Below are 13745 nucleotides of genomic sequence, written 5' to 3' on the forward strand. Positions count from 1 at the left end.
AGTTTTGCATGGAAAAGCTCAGCTTCAGACTGACTGCCCGGAGATGCGCCGGCGGCACCCGCACCCAGGCGATCGTCGGCGTCGTCGCCTCCGGCAATCTCGAGGTGCTGCTGGAACGCGTCTCGCCAGCAGATGTCTGCACGATCGACATCGCAACGGCCGCTCATGGCTTCGGCATGGTCTGGGACGCCGTGGTCCGCGACTTCGTCGCCCGCCGCTCCGCCGGGGGCTTGCGCATTTCCATCAATGACGGCGGAGCCAGGCCCGACACAGTGGCGCTGCGCCTTGCGCAAGGCGTCCGTAAGATCGAGGAGCCGGAACGATGACAGCGGCCACAGCCGACAATGTTTCGCTGAGCTGGTACGAGGCCAGCGCCCGCCAGCGTATCGACGCGCTCGTCGACGCCAGCAGCTTTACCGAACTCATCGGCCCCGAGCTGCGCGAGATGAGCCCGCATCTGGCGATCTTCGACCTGCCGGAGCAGTTCGACGACGGCATCGTCGTCGGGCGCGGCCGCCTGGACGGCGCGCCCGTGCTCGTCGCGGCGCAGGAGGGACGCTTCATGGGCGGTGCCTTCGGCGAGGTCCATGGCGCCAAGCTCACGGGCCTCTTGCGCGCCGCGCGTGCGCTTCATCAGGACGTACTGATCCTGTTCGACACCGGCGGCGTGCGGCTTCAGGAAGCCAATGCGGGCGAGCTCGCCATCGCCGAGATCATGCGCGCGATCATCGAGGCACGGCGCGCCGGCATCAACGTCGTCGGGCTGATCGGCGGGCGCGCCGGATGCTATGGCGGCGGAAGCCTGATCGCCGGCACCTGTTCGCACCTGATTATCTCGGAACAAGGCCGGCTCAGTGTCAGCGGCCCCGAGGTCATCGAGACCAACAGGGGTATCGAGGAATTCGACTCGCGCGATCGCGCGCTGGTGTGGCGCACCATGGGCGGCAAGCACCGCTATCTGATCGGCGGCGCTGATGCGTTCGTCGACGACGAGGCGCAGGCGTTTCGCGGGGCGGCGATCGACGCGCTCGGGATCGAGCGAGGCTGTAACGCTGCAACTCTCGAGGCCGAGCAGAACCGCCTTGAGCGGCGGCTGCAGCGTTTCGGCGAGGCCGCGGACGCCGTCGAGATCTGGCAGGCACTCGGCATCGACAAGCCGACGGAGATTCCCGCGCTTCCGACCGGCGCATTTCTTCGCGCGGCAGACAACAGGGAGAACGCCGATGACGCTCGATGACATCCTGGCCAGTCTCTTTCCAAACGGCAGCAAGATCGCAACCACGGGCGCGATGATCGCGGGACAGGCGATCCTTCCCGGTGGAGGTCCCGTCCACGTGCTGGGCATCACGCAGGGTCAGCCGCTCGGCGTCGACGAGGCGATCGTGCTCGCAGGGCGCGTGATTGAGATCGTCAAATCCGGCGATCGCGCGCCGATCCTGGTCCTGGTGGATTCCGCCAGCCAGCGCATGAGCAAGCGCGACGAGTTGCTCGGCCTCAGCGAGTATCTGTCGCATCTCGCCAAGACCCTGCTGCTGGCCGAAGCCGAAGGACACCGCACCGTCGGCCTGCTCTATGGCGGCAGCGCGGCCGGTGCGTTCATCGCCACCGCGCTCGCCACGGCTACGCTGGTGGCGCTGCCCGGAGCGCATCCCGCCGTGATGGATCTGCCGTCGATGGCGCGGGTCACCAAGCTGCCGATCGATGTGCTGAAGGCCAAGGCGGAAGCGACGCCGGTGTTCGCGCCTGGCCTCGACAACATGGTGCAGACCGGCGGCATTCACGCCGTCTGGGATGAAAATGCGCCTTTGGCGCCGCAGCTTGCGGCCGTGCTGCAACGGCCGCAGGGACAGGACGATCGCGCCCGGCTCGGCGCCGAGCGTGGCGGCCGGCGGAAGGCGGCCGAGATCGCCGATCGGGTTGTCACGCTCGCGGCAGCCGCGCATCAGGGGGCGCCACGTGGCTGAAGCCCTCCAGCGCCATACGATGGTGACGGCCTCGGCCACCGGATGGGCGGCCGCGATGAGCCGAAATCCCGCGCTTACCAGCGAGCCGATCATCGAGGGCTGGGCGCGCACCGGCCGCCCGCTCGTGGTTCGCCGGCCGGCCTGCAACGACCCCGCAGGCATGATTCCGCTCGGCCTGCCGCTGCCGCCGAGCCACGGCAAGCGGCGTATCGCGGTCGCGCTCGCCCCCGGCGAACTCATCGCGCATGCTCCGCCGCCATTGCTGGCGGATACGGCAGCAGCCGCGCCGGCGTCGTGGCGCCAGACCATCGACCTGCTCGTCCGCCTTCTGCCTGAGACGCGCACGTACGGCAGTCTGGCCTGGCAGCATCTCACCGGCCTGCCCTATCTGTCCGATGGATCTGACCTCGACCTGCTCTGGCCGCTGTCGTCGGCGAGGCACGCGAACACCCTGCCGTCCGACATCGCGCGGATCGCAGAGACGGCACCGATGCGGCTCGACGGCGAGATCGTCTATCACGCCGGCGGTGTGCAATGGCGCGAGCTGACCGGCGCTGACGAGGACGAAGTCCTCGTCAAGGGCGCGGCCGGCGTTCATGTCACCACGCGTGCGGCGTTTCTCGCGGGTGGCGCGTCATGAATGTCGCGCTGAGATGGCAAGCGCCGCCGCAACGCGCGCTCCGCGCGGAGCAGCTCGGTCATCTCGCATCGCTGTGCCTGAAGCTCGAAGTCGAGACCTATCCGAAGCCGGGGCTCGTCAGCCACGTCGACAACGGCGCGCATCGCGATATGGACGCCGGGCTCCTGTGCCGAAGTGCCGACACGCTGGCTCCGTTCTTCCACGACCTCGCAGCCGCGGGCGCCGAGGGCGCCGGCATGGACCGGTTGCGCGCGATCGGGGTTGCGGCGGAGCGCGCGATGTTGGCGGCGACCTCAGGTGTGAACACGCATCGCGGCGCGATCTTCGGACTGGGTCTGCTCTGCGCCGCGGCCGGGTATCGCGGCGCTCTCGGCATTCGCAAGCCGCTCGGCGAATTGGTGTCGCAACGTTGGGGCGACGCCATCTACGCAGGCCCGATATCCCTACGCAGCCACGGCGCCGTGGCGTCACGTCGCTACGGCGCCGGCGGCGCCAGGGCAGAAGCGGCTTGTGGCTTCCCCTCCGTCTATGACATCGCCCTTCCCGCGCTGCATGCGGCGCGGACGATCGCGCCTCGGGATGAGGAGGCGGTTCGGGTTCAGACCTGCATGGCGCTGATCGCAGATGTTGCCGACACCAATCTGTTGCACAGGGGCGGAGTTGACGGATTGCGCTTCGCGCAGGCCAGCGCATCCGCATTCCTTGCCGCGGGCGGAATCGGTTGCCCAGGCTGGCGCAAACACGCCGACGGCATTCACCAGGCGTTTGTCGCGCGCAATCTCAGTCCGGGCGGATCGGCAGATCTGCTCGCCATGGCTCTGTTCGTGGACGCTCTCTTCGTCGACCGGCTGGCCCCCTGATGCTTGCACTGCTCTGCGGCGGACAAGGCACCCTGTCGGACAATATCTTCGATCTCGTCGCCGATCGGCCTGCTGCGGAATCGGTCTTCGCCGCTGCGACCGCTTGTCTCGGCGAAGATCCGCGGAAGTTCATAAGGACGCGCCGCGCGGACGAGCTGTCCGCCAACCATGCCAGCCAGATCCTGACCGTCACATCGGCGCTCGCGATCCACGCCTGTATCGCGGACTTGCTGACTGAGGGAACCGCTGTCACGGGCTACAGCGTCGGCGAGATGGCGGCCTGGAGCGTTGCGGGAATATGGACCGCCGCCGAAGCGTTGCGACTGACCGATATCCGCGCCCGATTGATGGACGGCGTGGCGGGGCCGGATGGGCGGCTCGGCTATGTCCGCGGGCTCGAACGAGCCACGCTCGAACACCTGCTCGAGACGCACCGCTGCGAGATCGCAATCAGGAATCCCGGCCTTCTTGTCGTGGTTGGAGGCGCGGAGTGCGATGTCATCGCCCTCTGTCAGGAGGCGACGACACAGGGCGCCGCCCGCGCCGGTCTTCTCGCCGTCAAAATCGCCTCGCATACGACGCGTCTCGAACCGGCCTGCACGCCCTTGCAGCAAGCGCTTGCGACCAGCAGACGCGCTCCTGTCGCAGACCAACGAACCCTCCTCGCAGGGGATGGCGGCGAGCGCATCTTCTCCGTGACCGATGCGACAGCAAAGCTCGCATGCCAGATCGCGCGCCCGATCGACTGGGCGGCGACGCTGGAGGCTCTCGTAGAGCTCGGGGTCGATCAAGTCCTGGACCTCGGTCCAGGACACGCGCTTGCCGAGATGACGCAAGGCTTCCATCCATCGATCCGCTGCTACGCCGCCGACGGATTTCGCACGATCGATGGTCTGCGAAACTGGGTTGTTTCCGAATAGGCAGGGCGCCCGGCGGCTCGCGATTGAGCGAACGCATGAAATTTCTCGAGAGAACTCGCCCTCGACAAGAGAAGCCTCCAGATACTCACCGCGATCGGTGCTGAAAGCTGTGGTGTTGAGCGACGCCAGGCATTGCCCCATAAGCCCTGTTGGACCCAAACAGGGAGCCGCGCCGCCAGGGAGCTCGAGGCCCATTCTGCCTGCTGGCGTCAACTCGCCGCTGGCAAGCGAATAATAGCTGGGGCAGCAGCGCGGCCCACCGAATGGTTAGACTCGCGCTCAAGACGGAGACAAGCCCCAAAGCCATCAGCAGCATGCCAAGCCAGGTCCAAACCCGTCCGTCATCGCCCGCCTCTGCGGCGGAAAAGGCGAGCGGCGCCGCCGAGGCGGCAACCACGTCACTGGCGGCTGGCGCCGCCGCAAGGAGTGCCTCCACGTCGACCTGGCGCGGCGTGATCTCGTCGGCCGTGAGCCGGTCGCGTTTGGAAAGGGGGGCCGGCGACGCGCGGGTTGCGATCCCGGTGGCGAGGACGGGACTGGCATCAACCACCTGCGCGGGCACGGACGGGCTCGGCCGGGACGTATCCGCAGGTGCGGAGCGCGGCAGCTCCGCGCGCGCATCCACCACCGTCTTCCGCTTGCGCGCCGCGGTCTGGTTCTCTTCGGCCGCGGCGACACGATGTTTGGTGGCGCGTTGCTGAACCAGCTTCTTCGCCCTCTCAGTTCCTTCGGCGATCTGGAACCAGCATCTGCGCTGGCCTTCCACCCGATAGACCCAGTGCTGGCCATCGGCGGTCGACTTGCCGGGCCGCGTCAAGCACTCTGCTTCCGCGGAAGCGGGCGCAGGGGCTGTGGCGGGACCGGCATTGAAGAGTTCGGAAAGAGGCGTCGAAAACGCGGATGATGTCGAGAGACCTGCAATAAGCGTAAAAGCGGCGCAATAAACTCGCAAATGACCGGACATGGAAAACCCCGGTGTTGCGCCCCTGCCCGGACGGGAGCGTTGGCCGTGACCTAGGTCGCAATGCGACTTAAATCCGGCAACGCCGTGGATTCATTTTGGCCGCAGGCGATCTGGCCGTCAGCTCGATTGTCCATTTTCGCCATCCCCTCAAGGTCGCACTTTCAAGCATCGGCCCACGCAAAGTTGCAAAGGCTGTTTACCCGAACGGATGTAGCCGATGTTACGGGTGCCAGACGAAGCGCTATATCCGAACTGACGACTGGGCATTCGACCTTCCCGGGATGACAGTCTGTCCGGAGTGCAGAACCCGTCCGATCGCGCGGAGCGATTGCGATGAGGGAGGCTACGATGGATTTTTCGCGGATGTCGGATGGAATCCGGCTGCATCACGCCTCCCATCGCCACGATGGGTACGATGGTGACGACGAAGCGGGTCCGGCACCGAGCGCACCGTTCCTGACTGACGCGGTTGGCGGTGGCGCCCTAGTCCACGGTCCCCGCCCGTTTGCAGGTCAATTTGCAGATTCTGGAGCGCACCCCGCGAGCGCGAACACCCAGCACAATGACTCCGACCCGATTCAATCCAAACATCCCACGTCGGTGGGCGACACGGGCGGCCACGTCGGCAACCACGCTGCGGCGGGCCTGGATGCTTCGTCCACCACGCCCGCTTCCGGCGCATCACATCCCGGGATGGGCATTGCTGCGGTCGAGAGCGGAGCCAACACGGCCGGAAACGGCGGAGATGGCTACTTCTACGGAAGCATCATTCACGCGTCCCTGTTGATCTATCAACCGATCAACATCTCGGTGAGCTTGGGATACGGCTCGGTCGCCCTGGCCAACCAGTCCAACAATTTGAATGTCGATCAGTCCGCCTTTCAGATGGCCGGCGTCGGCGGCCATGGCGGCAATGACAACATTGCATCGGGAGGCAGCGTCAGTACGTCCTTAGGCGCCGGCGTGATCGCGAGCGGTGACAACGGCGCCGGAAACGGCGGCGGCGGCTATTTCTCGGGTGCGATCGTGGACGCTCCCGTGGTGATCTATCATCCGATCAATATTGCGGTGGCGGCCTCGGGCGGCACTGCGCATGCAAGTCAATCGAACACGGTGGATATCGATCAATCGGCCACTCAGATCGCGGGCGTCGGCGGAAGTGGCGGACATGGCAATTTGGCCGCCGGCGGCAGCGTCATGACGCTCGACCCCAGCTGGGGATCAAGCAACGGAGGCGGCGTCTTTGGCGTTCAAACGGGCGGAAGCCAGGCCGGCAATGGCGGTGACGGCGTGTTCTACGGTGAACTCGTCCATACCTCGTTTGTAGTGTACAACCCGATCAACATCGCAATCGCGGGCTATGGCTCCAGCACTTACGCGGTCCAGATAAATGATGTCTCCGTGGATCAATCCGCGGTTCAGATCGCTGGCATTGGCGGGCACGGCGGCAACGACAACGCCGCAGCGGGCGGCCATGCAAGCCTTCTCTCCCATAATCTGTGGGGCGGCTCCGATACGATCGCGACCGGTTCGAACAGCGCAGGCAATGGCGGCAACGGCTATTTTGCCGGCAGTCTGATCGACGTCAGCGTCGCGATCTATGCACCCATCAACATCGCAATCGCAGGTCCCCATTCGACGGCCGTAGCCGATCAGGTCAACAACGTGCACATCGACCAGAGTGCGGTCCAGATCGCCGGCGTTGGCGGGGACGGCGGCCACGGCAATCTCGCACTGGGTGGCGATGCCGCGCATCTCTTGTCGGATCTTCACCTGGTGGCATAGCGAAACGTCGCATCGCTCGCATAGCCGATCGCATCGCGGCACGCGCCGTCGCCACTCTTCGCATGCAAAGCCCGCGCAGAGGCGCCTCTCCTGACGAAATGTCGTACTTTCGTACGTAGGCCCACCAAACCGGATCGTGTCCGATTTGACATCTATCGCCATCGCGCGTGGGCGGACCAGACTTGCCGCGCGCGTCCGCCTGATCGGGATGGATGTTGCACGACAGCCAACAAACCGACGGAGGCCTCAAATGATGCCAAAGGCAATCAACATCTCGGATACGATCAAAGTCAAATCGATCGACACCGGTGGTCAAAGTGCCGGAAATGGCGGCGACGGTACTTTCAAGGGAGCCATCATCAGCAAGCCGACTGTCAACTACGATCCGACCAACAAGGCGGAAGGTGCCGACGTGCACGTGAACACCGGCGATCACGTCAAACAGACGGCGGATTGGGATGCCGGCGGCGCAAACGCCAAGGCCTCGTATTTTTCGAAGGCCCATGGCGGAGACGCCGAGTCGAACGGAAGCCAAAAATCCTACAGCGGCTACGATACCTCCAAGGTCTACGCCAATACGGATGCCACCCAGATCAACAAGGTCATGGTGGACCAGCACCAGGAAGTTGTGGCCGGCATCGGCGGCGATGGCGGAGACGGCAACTTCGCATGGGGTGGCGGAGTGACCTTCCATCTCGATACGCTCTAACCAGCCGCTCGTCCGACTGGCGGGACCGGCGGCCGCGGCCGCCGGTCCCGGATTTCACGCCAATGATCTACCGATGCCGTTGCCGGATTGCGTTGGCCATCGGTCAAGTGCGCCGGACCTCGATTTCAGGCGGTGACGATCATGCTGATGCCGCCCATTCGGTTGCCTATCCTGCCGCAGATAGGGACGCCACTGCACGCGGCCCTCCGGTCCTGCGCGGGACCGCTCGGTCTCGTATTCGCGTATAGCTGCAGCTACAACCTGCTCCTGTTTGCGCCCTCGATCTATCTTCTTCAGATCTACGACCGGGTGTTGTCGAGCCGGAGTGGCGACACCTTGCTCCTGCTCACGCTCATTGTCGCGATCACGGTGGTCGTCGGCGGCGTGTTCGATGCATTGCGGCGCGCCGTCCTGGGACGCCTTGGCGCCTGGCTCGACGATCGCCTTCGTCCTTGCGTGCTTTCGGCCGGCCTCGAATCGGCGCTTCGCAGCGATTGGACGCAAGCGTCGGGCGCATATCGGGATCTCACGGTGCTGCGCCAGTTCGTCGAGTCCGGCGCATGTCCGATGCTGTTCGACGCGCTCTGGGCGCCCCTGTTTCTCCTTGTCCTCTTTCTGATCCATCCCCTGCTCGGCGTGGTGGGCGCCTGTTGCGTCGCCTTCCTGTTCGCGCTCACGGTTGCCGGAGAGCTGGTCACCGAAGACGTTCTGCTCAGATCCGGCGCCGCGCTGTCCAGAAGCTGCGGCCGCCTCCAGACTGCAGCGAGCAACATCCACATGATCCGCGCCATGGGAATGTTCGATAGCGCTGCGCGCATGATCCACCGTGACGCGCAGCACGCCCGCAGAGAGCACGATGTGGCACTCCGGCGAGGCGAGATCGTCTCGCTGGCCACCAAGCCGGTTCGCGCGCTGTCGCAGGTCTTGATCATGGGGGCTGCCGCGTGGCTCGTCCTCGATCACGGGAAGAGTCCGGCCATCATCTTTGCTGCCACGCTGATGTTCAGCCGGGCGCTCGCGCCGGTCGAAAGTGCGGTCGCAGGCTGGAAATCACTCGTGACGGCCGTGAGCGCCTGTCAGCGGCTCGGCGCACTTCTCGCCGCGTTCCCCGTCGCCCGGCAGCAGAGCGCGGAGGTTTCTCCGCTGCAGGCGCCAAGCGGCCTCGTCGTCGACAATGTCGGCGTGAGGCTTGCGGGGACCAACCATCTTCTGCTGAACGGTGTCTCGTTCAGCCTCATGCCCGGAGAATGCCTTGGCATCATCGGTCCGTCCGGGTCAGGCAAGTCCTTGCTCGGCCAGGTGATCGCCGGGCTGTCGATGCCAACGCATGGCCGTATCCTCCTCGACAATACCGACGTCTCGCTGCTTCGCGAGGGCCGAAGCGGCGACCGCCTCGGATATCTCCCCCAGGACATCAACCTGCTCGGCGACACGATCAACGACATCATCGCACGCCTTGAAGATGCCGACCGACGGAAAGTCATCGAAGCGGCCAAGCTCGTCGGTATCCATGGGGCGATCATGGGCCTGCCGCTGGGGTACGACACGGTGGTTCAGAGCGAAGCAACCTTCTCGCGCGGGTATCGGCAGCGCCTCGGTCTCGCCCGCGCCTTTTTCGGCAGTCCACGCCTCGTCGTTCTCGACGAACCCAACGCCAGCCTCGACTATGGGGGCGAGCGAATGCTCCTGGATGCCATCGAGCGCATGAAGCTCGCGGGCGTCATCCTTGTCGTCGTCACTCACCGGATGGGTCTCCTCGCCGCCACGGACAAGATTGCCATCATGGAGGGCGGTGCGGTCGCCGCGTTCGGCGACAGCGAGGACATCTTTGAACGGCACCTGAGCCGCCCCCAGGTCACTTCGCAGATTGCGCCATGATCTGGAACTCTCTCACCATATGGACGCATCCCGCCGTATCGAGACTTCCCATGATCTGGGACCAGCTCATGCGAGCGCCGGCGAGCCCCCCGCCCGCCCGGCGATCTGGCGTCGTGGTGACCGCAATCGACGATTTCGAGCCTCTGGAATTTCCATGGTGTTCGACGCCCACGCCGACCTCTCCGCGCGGAAGGCTTCGCGGCATCACCGTCGCGGGCAATCTGCTGGTGCTCTGCTTCATGCTGGGGCTTGGGACATGGGCGAGCCTCGCGCCTCTCGAGAGCGCCGCGATCGCGTCCGGCGTCGTGGAATCGGAATCGAGCCGCAAGACGATCCAGCATCTGGAAGGCGGTATCATCAGGAAGATCCTGGTTTCGGATGGCGATATCGTGCGCAGCGGCCAAACGCTGATCGAGCTGGACGACACCCGGGCCGGCTCGGAGATGCAAAGCCTCCAAGGCCAATTCTGGGATGCCGCTGCTCGTGCCGCACGGCTTCAAGCCGAGCAGCAGAGATTCGAGAGGATCGCAATTCCGGACGCGCTGGAACAGGACAGCAGGCAGAGCGAGGTGGCGGCCGCCGCGGTGTCGGCGCAGCAATTCATTTTTCAGGCACGCCTCCAGGTTCACGAGTCGCAGCTTGCGGTCATTCGCGAACGAAGGCGTCAGGTCGAGAAGGAGATCGAAGGTCTCAAGGCTCAGGAAACCGCCACCGGGCAGCGGGTCGACATCGTTCGGGAGGAACTGGATATGGTCGCGACCCTCGTCAACAAGGGACTCGAACGGCGGCCGCGGCTTCTGAACCTGCAGCGGGAGCTGGCCGACGTCGAGGGCCGCCGCGGCGAGATCGCCGCGCAGATTGCCCGCGCCGGGCAGGTCATCAGCGAACAGCAGGCCACCTTGTTCAAGCTCGAGAGCGAGAGGCAGAACGAGATCGCACAGTCGCTTCGTGAAGCACAGAACCAGATATTCCAGCTCCGCGAGCGGTTGCTTGCGGCCAGAGATCAGCTATCGCGAACGGAGATCAAGGCGCCCGAGGACGGCGTGATAACCGATCTGCGGATTCATACGGCCGGCGGCGTCATCGGAGCGGGCGCTCCGCTCATGGACCTGGTGCCCCGGCAAGACCGTCTCATCGTGACCGCGCGCCTGAGGCCCGAGGACATCGATGTGGTTCATCCCGGCCTCAATGCCGAGGTTCAACTCGTACCGTACAATCAGCGTCGCGTGCCTCGCCTGAAGGGAACCGTCGTGCACGTATCCGCAGACCGGCTGCTCGACAAGCGTACCGACCAGCCATACTACGCGACCAGGATCCGGATCGACGACGGACAGATCGTCGCGAACGACATCCAGATCGTCCCCGGCATGCCGGTTCAGGTGTTCATCACGACGGGGCGCGGCACCGTGGCTCTCTACGCGCTCAGGCCCCTGCTCGACAGCTTCCGTGGTGCATTCAGAGAGGACTGAAGCGCGATGAGATTGGGGTGAATCGTCATCGCGCCTTCCGGGTCCGGATCATGCATTAGGTCTCCGGCATGAGAGCCACGCCGGGGACGTGATCGCGACTCGGCGCGGGCAACCGGCCGCGCCAGCGGAGCACGGCCTCCGTGCGATTGTGCGCGGCACATTTCCTCATGATATGCTGAATGTGCATTTTGACCGTGCTTTCCGACAGGCCCAATTTGGCGGCGATCAGCTTGTTGGGCAGGCCGAGCTCCAGTTCCGCCAGAACCTGTTGCTCACGAGGCGTGAGATCGGTCACGCTCCTGTCGATAGCCGCTCTGGCTCCCTCGTTCATCAGATATGCGGGCGCGAGCCCGCGCGCATCCGGCGGCTCGAAATCCGGTATCCTGTTCATCCCGGCCACGGGCAACGGCCTGTAGGCGCCGCCGACAAGAACAAGGCGCAGGCCGGCTATGGCGATCTCGATCGGTAGCGAGGTGGAAAGAAAGCCGCGCACGCCCCGCTGCATCGCGGCCTGCACGGTCGGCTCGTCCTCGTGGTTTGACAGGACCACAGTGGCGGCGTTGGGACAACACTCCGCAACGAAGGCGAGATCGTCCTCAACCGAGGGATCGCCGATCGGCTTGTCCGCGATACTCAGCATCACCAGACGAACATCGCGGGCTGACGTGCAGTCCAGGCCTTGGACCGATGCCATGTCAAGGATCTCAAGTTCGTCCAACTCCCGCCTGAGGACGTGCAGAATGCATGTACGAGGCAACAGGAGCGGCTCGATGATCACCAGAACCGGCAAGTGAAGCGATTCATTGAGCCGTTTTGAAGCGTTGGTTATGTCGTGCATGATGTCCTCGAGATGAAAAGAACTTCCGCGATATTCCCATTCCGTATTGCGTCTCCCCTGCTGCTGCATTCATCCTGAATGCATCATCACGAGAGCGGCGCAGTGCCGCGTTAGTGCCGTATCCACTGCGGGATCACTCGACACCTGGGGGGAAATTCTTTCCGCTCAAATCATCTGGGCGTGTACCGCGCGGTGGCGCAGTCGACGCATCCCTAATTGCAGATATTTCGATACGCCGTTGACGCCGCCGACCCTGACTTGCCGTCGACGACATATGCTTCATCCTCCTTCACGAGATACAGAAACGGCCTCTCGCCAGTCTCGCCGCCTGACGCGCTTCTTCCTTTCACGCGGCCGCAAATCGTATCCACGGGGCGTCCAAACATGTTCTTTCGCATTGCGCGCTTCACGTCGCTGAGTTCGACCGTTTCCGGCCCCCTCATCTGCGTCGCGATCGCAACCTTCGCCTTGTCCAGAGCAGGGTCCGGCATTTCCGCGGGCCGTTCGGATGCCGGGACGCTGATGCTCGTCCGCGGGGACGCCGCTTTGGCAAGGTCGGTCGATCCGCGTTTCTTCGGAGATGGCTTTTTGCCGGACCTTGCCGGCGTTGCAGAATTCGATTTGACAGCCGCAGGCTCTTGCGCCAACGCCGTCGGCATTGGCTGCGCGGGTTGGGCGACAGCGAAACAGGGTCGTGACGCGCACCCGAGGAAATACCCTCGGGAAGGCGCAAACCAGCCAAAGCCGATCAGGACTCCCGCCAGCACTCCGACAAAAAGCAGTCCCATCCGATTCCCCTCCTCCGGGAGCTCGGCTCGCACTCGTAACTAGGACTAATTCCGCGCTGGTGATCTATCTGTTGCGCAAAAGCATTAAGCGCCCATTAAGCGCGCGCCGTTGTCCGGCCCATGCCTGGATGGGCGGATTAGATCGGGCTCTAGACCCGTGCCGAATGACCGCGCCGATTGCCACAATGTAGTCGTTTTTCTGAATTCGGCGGAGATCGCCACGCGAGGAGGACGTTCCCCCGCTTCGGACACGCGATCTGCAGGACGACGGCGACTTCGGCGGTCGGCCGACGACTTATCCGCCAAATCGCTTGATCAGCTTTGAGCCCTTGGCTGCATCGATCTGCTGGCCAGTCAAGTCGGAGCCGGCGCTCAATCCTTTCGTCATGAGGTTCTTGACGCGTTGCGCCGCCTGCTTCTCATTGGAATAGTCGATCTCGACATGATCGAGGCTCATCAGATGGCCAAGCTCGTGAGCCCAGGCGCGTCCATTGGCGTGGTCATTGCCATACCACTGGACGAAGCTTGCCGGCTCGGGTTCGCTATTGGGGTATGAGCTTCCGCCGGCGGATAGATTTTCAATCGAATTGACGAGGTAGATGTGGATGGCATTGTCCGGATCGTGCCGAGAGGCAAGAACACCCAGCAATCGCTGATCATTGCTGCGCGCGCTCTTTGCCATGTCGAGCGGCTTCTCCATCAAGCAATCGCTGATCACGAACCCGATCTTGGCCTTTGACCAGATCGTATTGACCACGTCGAGCGCCTTCTTGGCCGTGTCGCTGCTCCATTGCCCGGGCTCAACGACCCCCCTGTCGGCAAATGGCGTGATGTAAATCCTCAACGGAATGGGCATCAGCTTCTCCGAAGTCCGAAGTCCGAAATTGCGATCGTGAGCGGTTTGTTTGACCCTTGTTATCCACAACGGCG

The 13745-nt window shown here is 64.2% G+C and carries 15 protein-coding genes; 10 read left to right on the forward strand and 5 right to left on the reverse strand.

The genetic code is table 11. The features are described from left to right. The first annotated feature begins 8 nt into the window (after positions 1–8). From mdcC to ABIA90_RS35625, 6 genes are read left to right on the forward strand one after another with little or no spacing between them, the layout of a single operon-like run. Entirely contained in the window at positions 9–326 is a 318-nt protein-coding gene (gene mdcC, locus ABIA90_RS35600; protein WP_354120303.1) for a malonate decarboxylase acyl carrier protein, read from the forward strand. Beyond that, positions 323–1237 carry a biotin-independent malonate decarboxylase subunit beta gene (locus ABIA90_RS35605; protein WP_354120302.1) on the forward strand — a complete coding sequence of 305 codons (915 nt, stop codon included), beginning with the start codon at positions 323–325 and terminating at the stop codon, positions 1235–1237. Before mdcC ends, ABIA90_RS35605 begins: the two co-directional genes overlap by 4 nt. Beyond that, positions 1224–1964: a biotin-independent malonate decarboxylase subunit gamma gene (mdcE, locus tag ABIA90_RS35610; protein ID WP_354120301.1), complete on the forward strand. Its 741-nt coding sequence runs from the start codon at positions 1224–1226 to the stop codon at positions 1962–1964. Before ABIA90_RS35605 ends, mdcE begins: the two co-directional genes overlap by 14 nt. After that, positions 1957–2604 carry a malonate decarboxylase holo-[acyl-carrier-protein] synthase gene (mdcG, locus tag ABIA90_RS35615; protein WP_354120300.1) on the forward strand — a complete coding sequence of 216 codons (648 nt, stop codon included), beginning with the start codon at positions 1957–1959 and terminating at the stop codon, positions 2602–2604. Before mdcE ends, mdcG begins: the two co-directional genes overlap by 8 nt. Then, entirely contained in the window at positions 2601–3464 is an 864-nt protein-coding gene (mdcB, locus tag ABIA90_RS35620; protein ID WP_283017303.1) for a triphosphoribosyl-dephospho-CoA synthase MdcB, read from the forward strand. Before mdcG ends, mdcB begins: the two co-directional genes overlap by 4 nt. Further along, positions 3464–4384, forward strand: a complete 921-nt coding sequence (locus tag ABIA90_RS35625; protein ID WP_084795019.1) for an acyltransferase domain-containing protein — start codon at positions 3464–3466, stop codon at positions 4382–4384. Before mdcB ends, ABIA90_RS35625 begins: the two co-directional genes overlap by 1 nt. Before the next feature lie 85 nt (positions 4385–4469). Here the strand turns inward: ABIA90_RS35625 and ABIA90_RS35630 are convergent, their stop codons facing one another. After that, a complete protein-coding gene (locus ABIA90_RS35630; RefSeq protein WP_354120299.1) occupies positions 4470–5348 on the reverse strand; it encodes a hypothetical protein in 879 nt (292 codons plus the stop codon). A 348-nt stretch (positions 5349–5696) separates the two neighbouring features. Between ABIA90_RS35630 and ABIA90_RS35635 the strand changes: the two genes are divergently transcribed. The 3 genes from ABIA90_RS35635 to ABIA90_RS35645 all read left to right on the forward strand — a co-directional run bounded on the left by ABIA90_RS35635 (position 5697) and on the right by ABIA90_RS35645 (position 9720). Further along, positions 5697–7133, forward strand: a complete 1437-nt coding sequence (locus ABIA90_RS35635; protein ID WP_354120298.1) for a hypothetical protein — start codon at positions 5697–5699, stop codon at positions 7131–7133. 250 nt (positions 7134–7383) lie between these two features. Continuing rightward, entirely contained in the window at positions 7384–7842 is a 459-nt protein-coding gene (locus ABIA90_RS35640) for a hypothetical protein (protein ID WP_028150787.1), read from the forward strand. A gap of 141 nt (positions 7843–7983) precedes the next feature. After that, the gene (locus tag ABIA90_RS35645; RefSeq protein WP_354120494.1) at positions 7984–9720 is read left to right on the forward strand and encodes a type I secretion system permease/ATPase; all 1737 of its coding nucleotides are present in this window, start codon (positions 7984–7986) and stop codon (positions 9718–9720) included. On the opposite strand, the gene ABIA90_RS45640 is transcribed toward ABIA90_RS35645, so the two are convergent. Further along, entirely contained in the window at positions 9698–10078 is a 381-nt protein-coding gene (locus ABIA90_RS45640) for a hypothetical protein (RefSeq protein WP_502916664.1), read from the reverse strand. The genes ABIA90_RS35645 and ABIA90_RS45640 overlap by 23 nt on opposite strands. Between ABIA90_RS45640 and ABIA90_RS35650 the strand changes: the two genes are divergently transcribed. Beyond that, positions 9960–11189, forward strand: a complete 1230-nt coding sequence (locus ABIA90_RS35650) for an HlyD family type I secretion periplasmic adaptor subunit (RefSeq protein ID WP_236846053.1) — start codon at positions 9960–9962, stop codon at positions 11187–11189. The two genes, ABIA90_RS45640 and ABIA90_RS35650, sit on opposite strands and share 119 nt — an antisense overlap. 55 nt (positions 11190–11244) lie before the next feature. On the opposite strand, the gene ABIA90_RS35655 is transcribed toward ABIA90_RS35650, so the two are convergent. The 3 genes from ABIA90_RS35655 to ABIA90_RS35665 all read right to left on the reverse strand — a co-directional run bounded on the left by ABIA90_RS35655 (position 11245) and on the right by ABIA90_RS35665 (position 13671). Beyond that, the gene (locus tag ABIA90_RS35655) at positions 11245–12027 is read right to left on the reverse strand and encodes a response regulator transcription factor (protein ID WP_354120297.1); all 783 of its coding nucleotides are present in this window, start codon (positions 12025–12027) and stop codon (positions 11245–11247) included. Between the two features lie 212 nt (positions 12028–12239). Beyond that, positions 12240–12815, reverse strand: coding sequence for a hypothetical protein (locus tag ABIA90_RS35660; RefSeq protein ID WP_247344846.1), 576 nt, complete (start codon positions 12813–12815; stop codon positions 12240–12242). 295 nt (positions 12816–13110) lie between these two features. Continuing rightward, positions 13111–13671: a hypothetical protein gene (locus tag ABIA90_RS35665; protein WP_354120296.1), complete on the reverse strand. Its 561-nt coding sequence runs from the start codon at positions 13669–13671 to the stop codon at positions 13111–13113. Positions 13672–13745 lie beyond the last annotated feature (74 nt).

Source organism: Bradyrhizobium sp. LA6.8, from assembly GCF_040547935.1.
Lineage (GTDB): Bacteria > Pseudomonadota > Alphaproteobacteria > Rhizobiales > Xanthobacteraceae > Bradyrhizobium > Bradyrhizobium barranii.

Coding starts and splice junctions, on each gene's coding strand:
- ABIA90_RS35625 (WP_084795019.1), top strand. CDS start 3,464: ATGCTTGCACTGCTCTGCGGCGGACAAGGCACCCTGTCGGACAATATC.
- mdcB (WP_283017303.1), top strand. CDS start 2,601: ATGAATGTCGCGCTGAGATGGCAAGCGCCGCCGCAACGCGCGCTCCGC.
- ABIA90_RS35660 (WP_247344846.1), bottom strand. CDS start 12,815: ATGGGACTGCTTTTTGTCGGAGTGCTGGCGGGAGTCCTGATCGGCTTT.
- mdcE (WP_354120301.1), top strand. CDS start 1,224: ATGACGCTCGATGACATCCTGGCCAGTCTCTTTCCAAACGGCAGCAAG.
- ABIA90_RS35650 (WP_236846053.1), top strand. CDS start 9,960: ATGCTGGGGCTTGGGACATGGGCGAGCCTCGCGCCTCTCGAGAGCGCC.
- ABIA90_RS35635 (WP_354120298.1), top strand. CDS start 5,697: ATGGATTTTTCGCGGATGTCGGATGGAATCCGGCTGCATCACGCCTCC.
- ABIA90_RS35605 (WP_354120302.1), top strand. CDS start 323: ATGACAGCGGCCACAGCCGACAATGTTTCGCTGAGCTGGTACGAGGCC.
- ABIA90_RS45640 (WP_502916664.1), bottom strand. CDS start 10,078: ATGATACCGCCTTCCAGATGCTGGATCGTCTTGCGGCTCGATTCCGAT.
- ABIA90_RS35640 (WP_028150787.1), top strand. CDS start 7,384: ATGATGCCAAAGGCAATCAACATCTCGGATACGATCAAAGTCAAATCG.
- ABIA90_RS35665 (WP_354120296.1), bottom strand. CDS start 13,671: ATGCCCATTCCGTTGAGGATTTACATCACGCCATTTGCCGACAGGGGG.
- ABIA90_RS35630 (WP_354120299.1), bottom strand. CDS start 5,348: ATGTCCGGTCATTTGCGAGTTTATTGCGCCGCTTTTACGCTTATTGCA.
- ABIA90_RS35645 (WP_354120494.1), top strand. CDS start 7,984: ATGCTGATGCCGCCCATTCGGTTGCCTATCCTGCCGCAGATAGGGACG.
- ABIA90_RS35655 (WP_354120297.1), bottom strand. CDS start 12,027: ATGCACGACATAACCAACGCTTCAAAACGGCTCAATGAATCGCTTCAC.
- mdcC (WP_354120303.1), top strand. CDS start 9: ATGGAAAAGCTCAGCTTCAGACTGACTGCCCGGAGATGCGCCGGCGGC.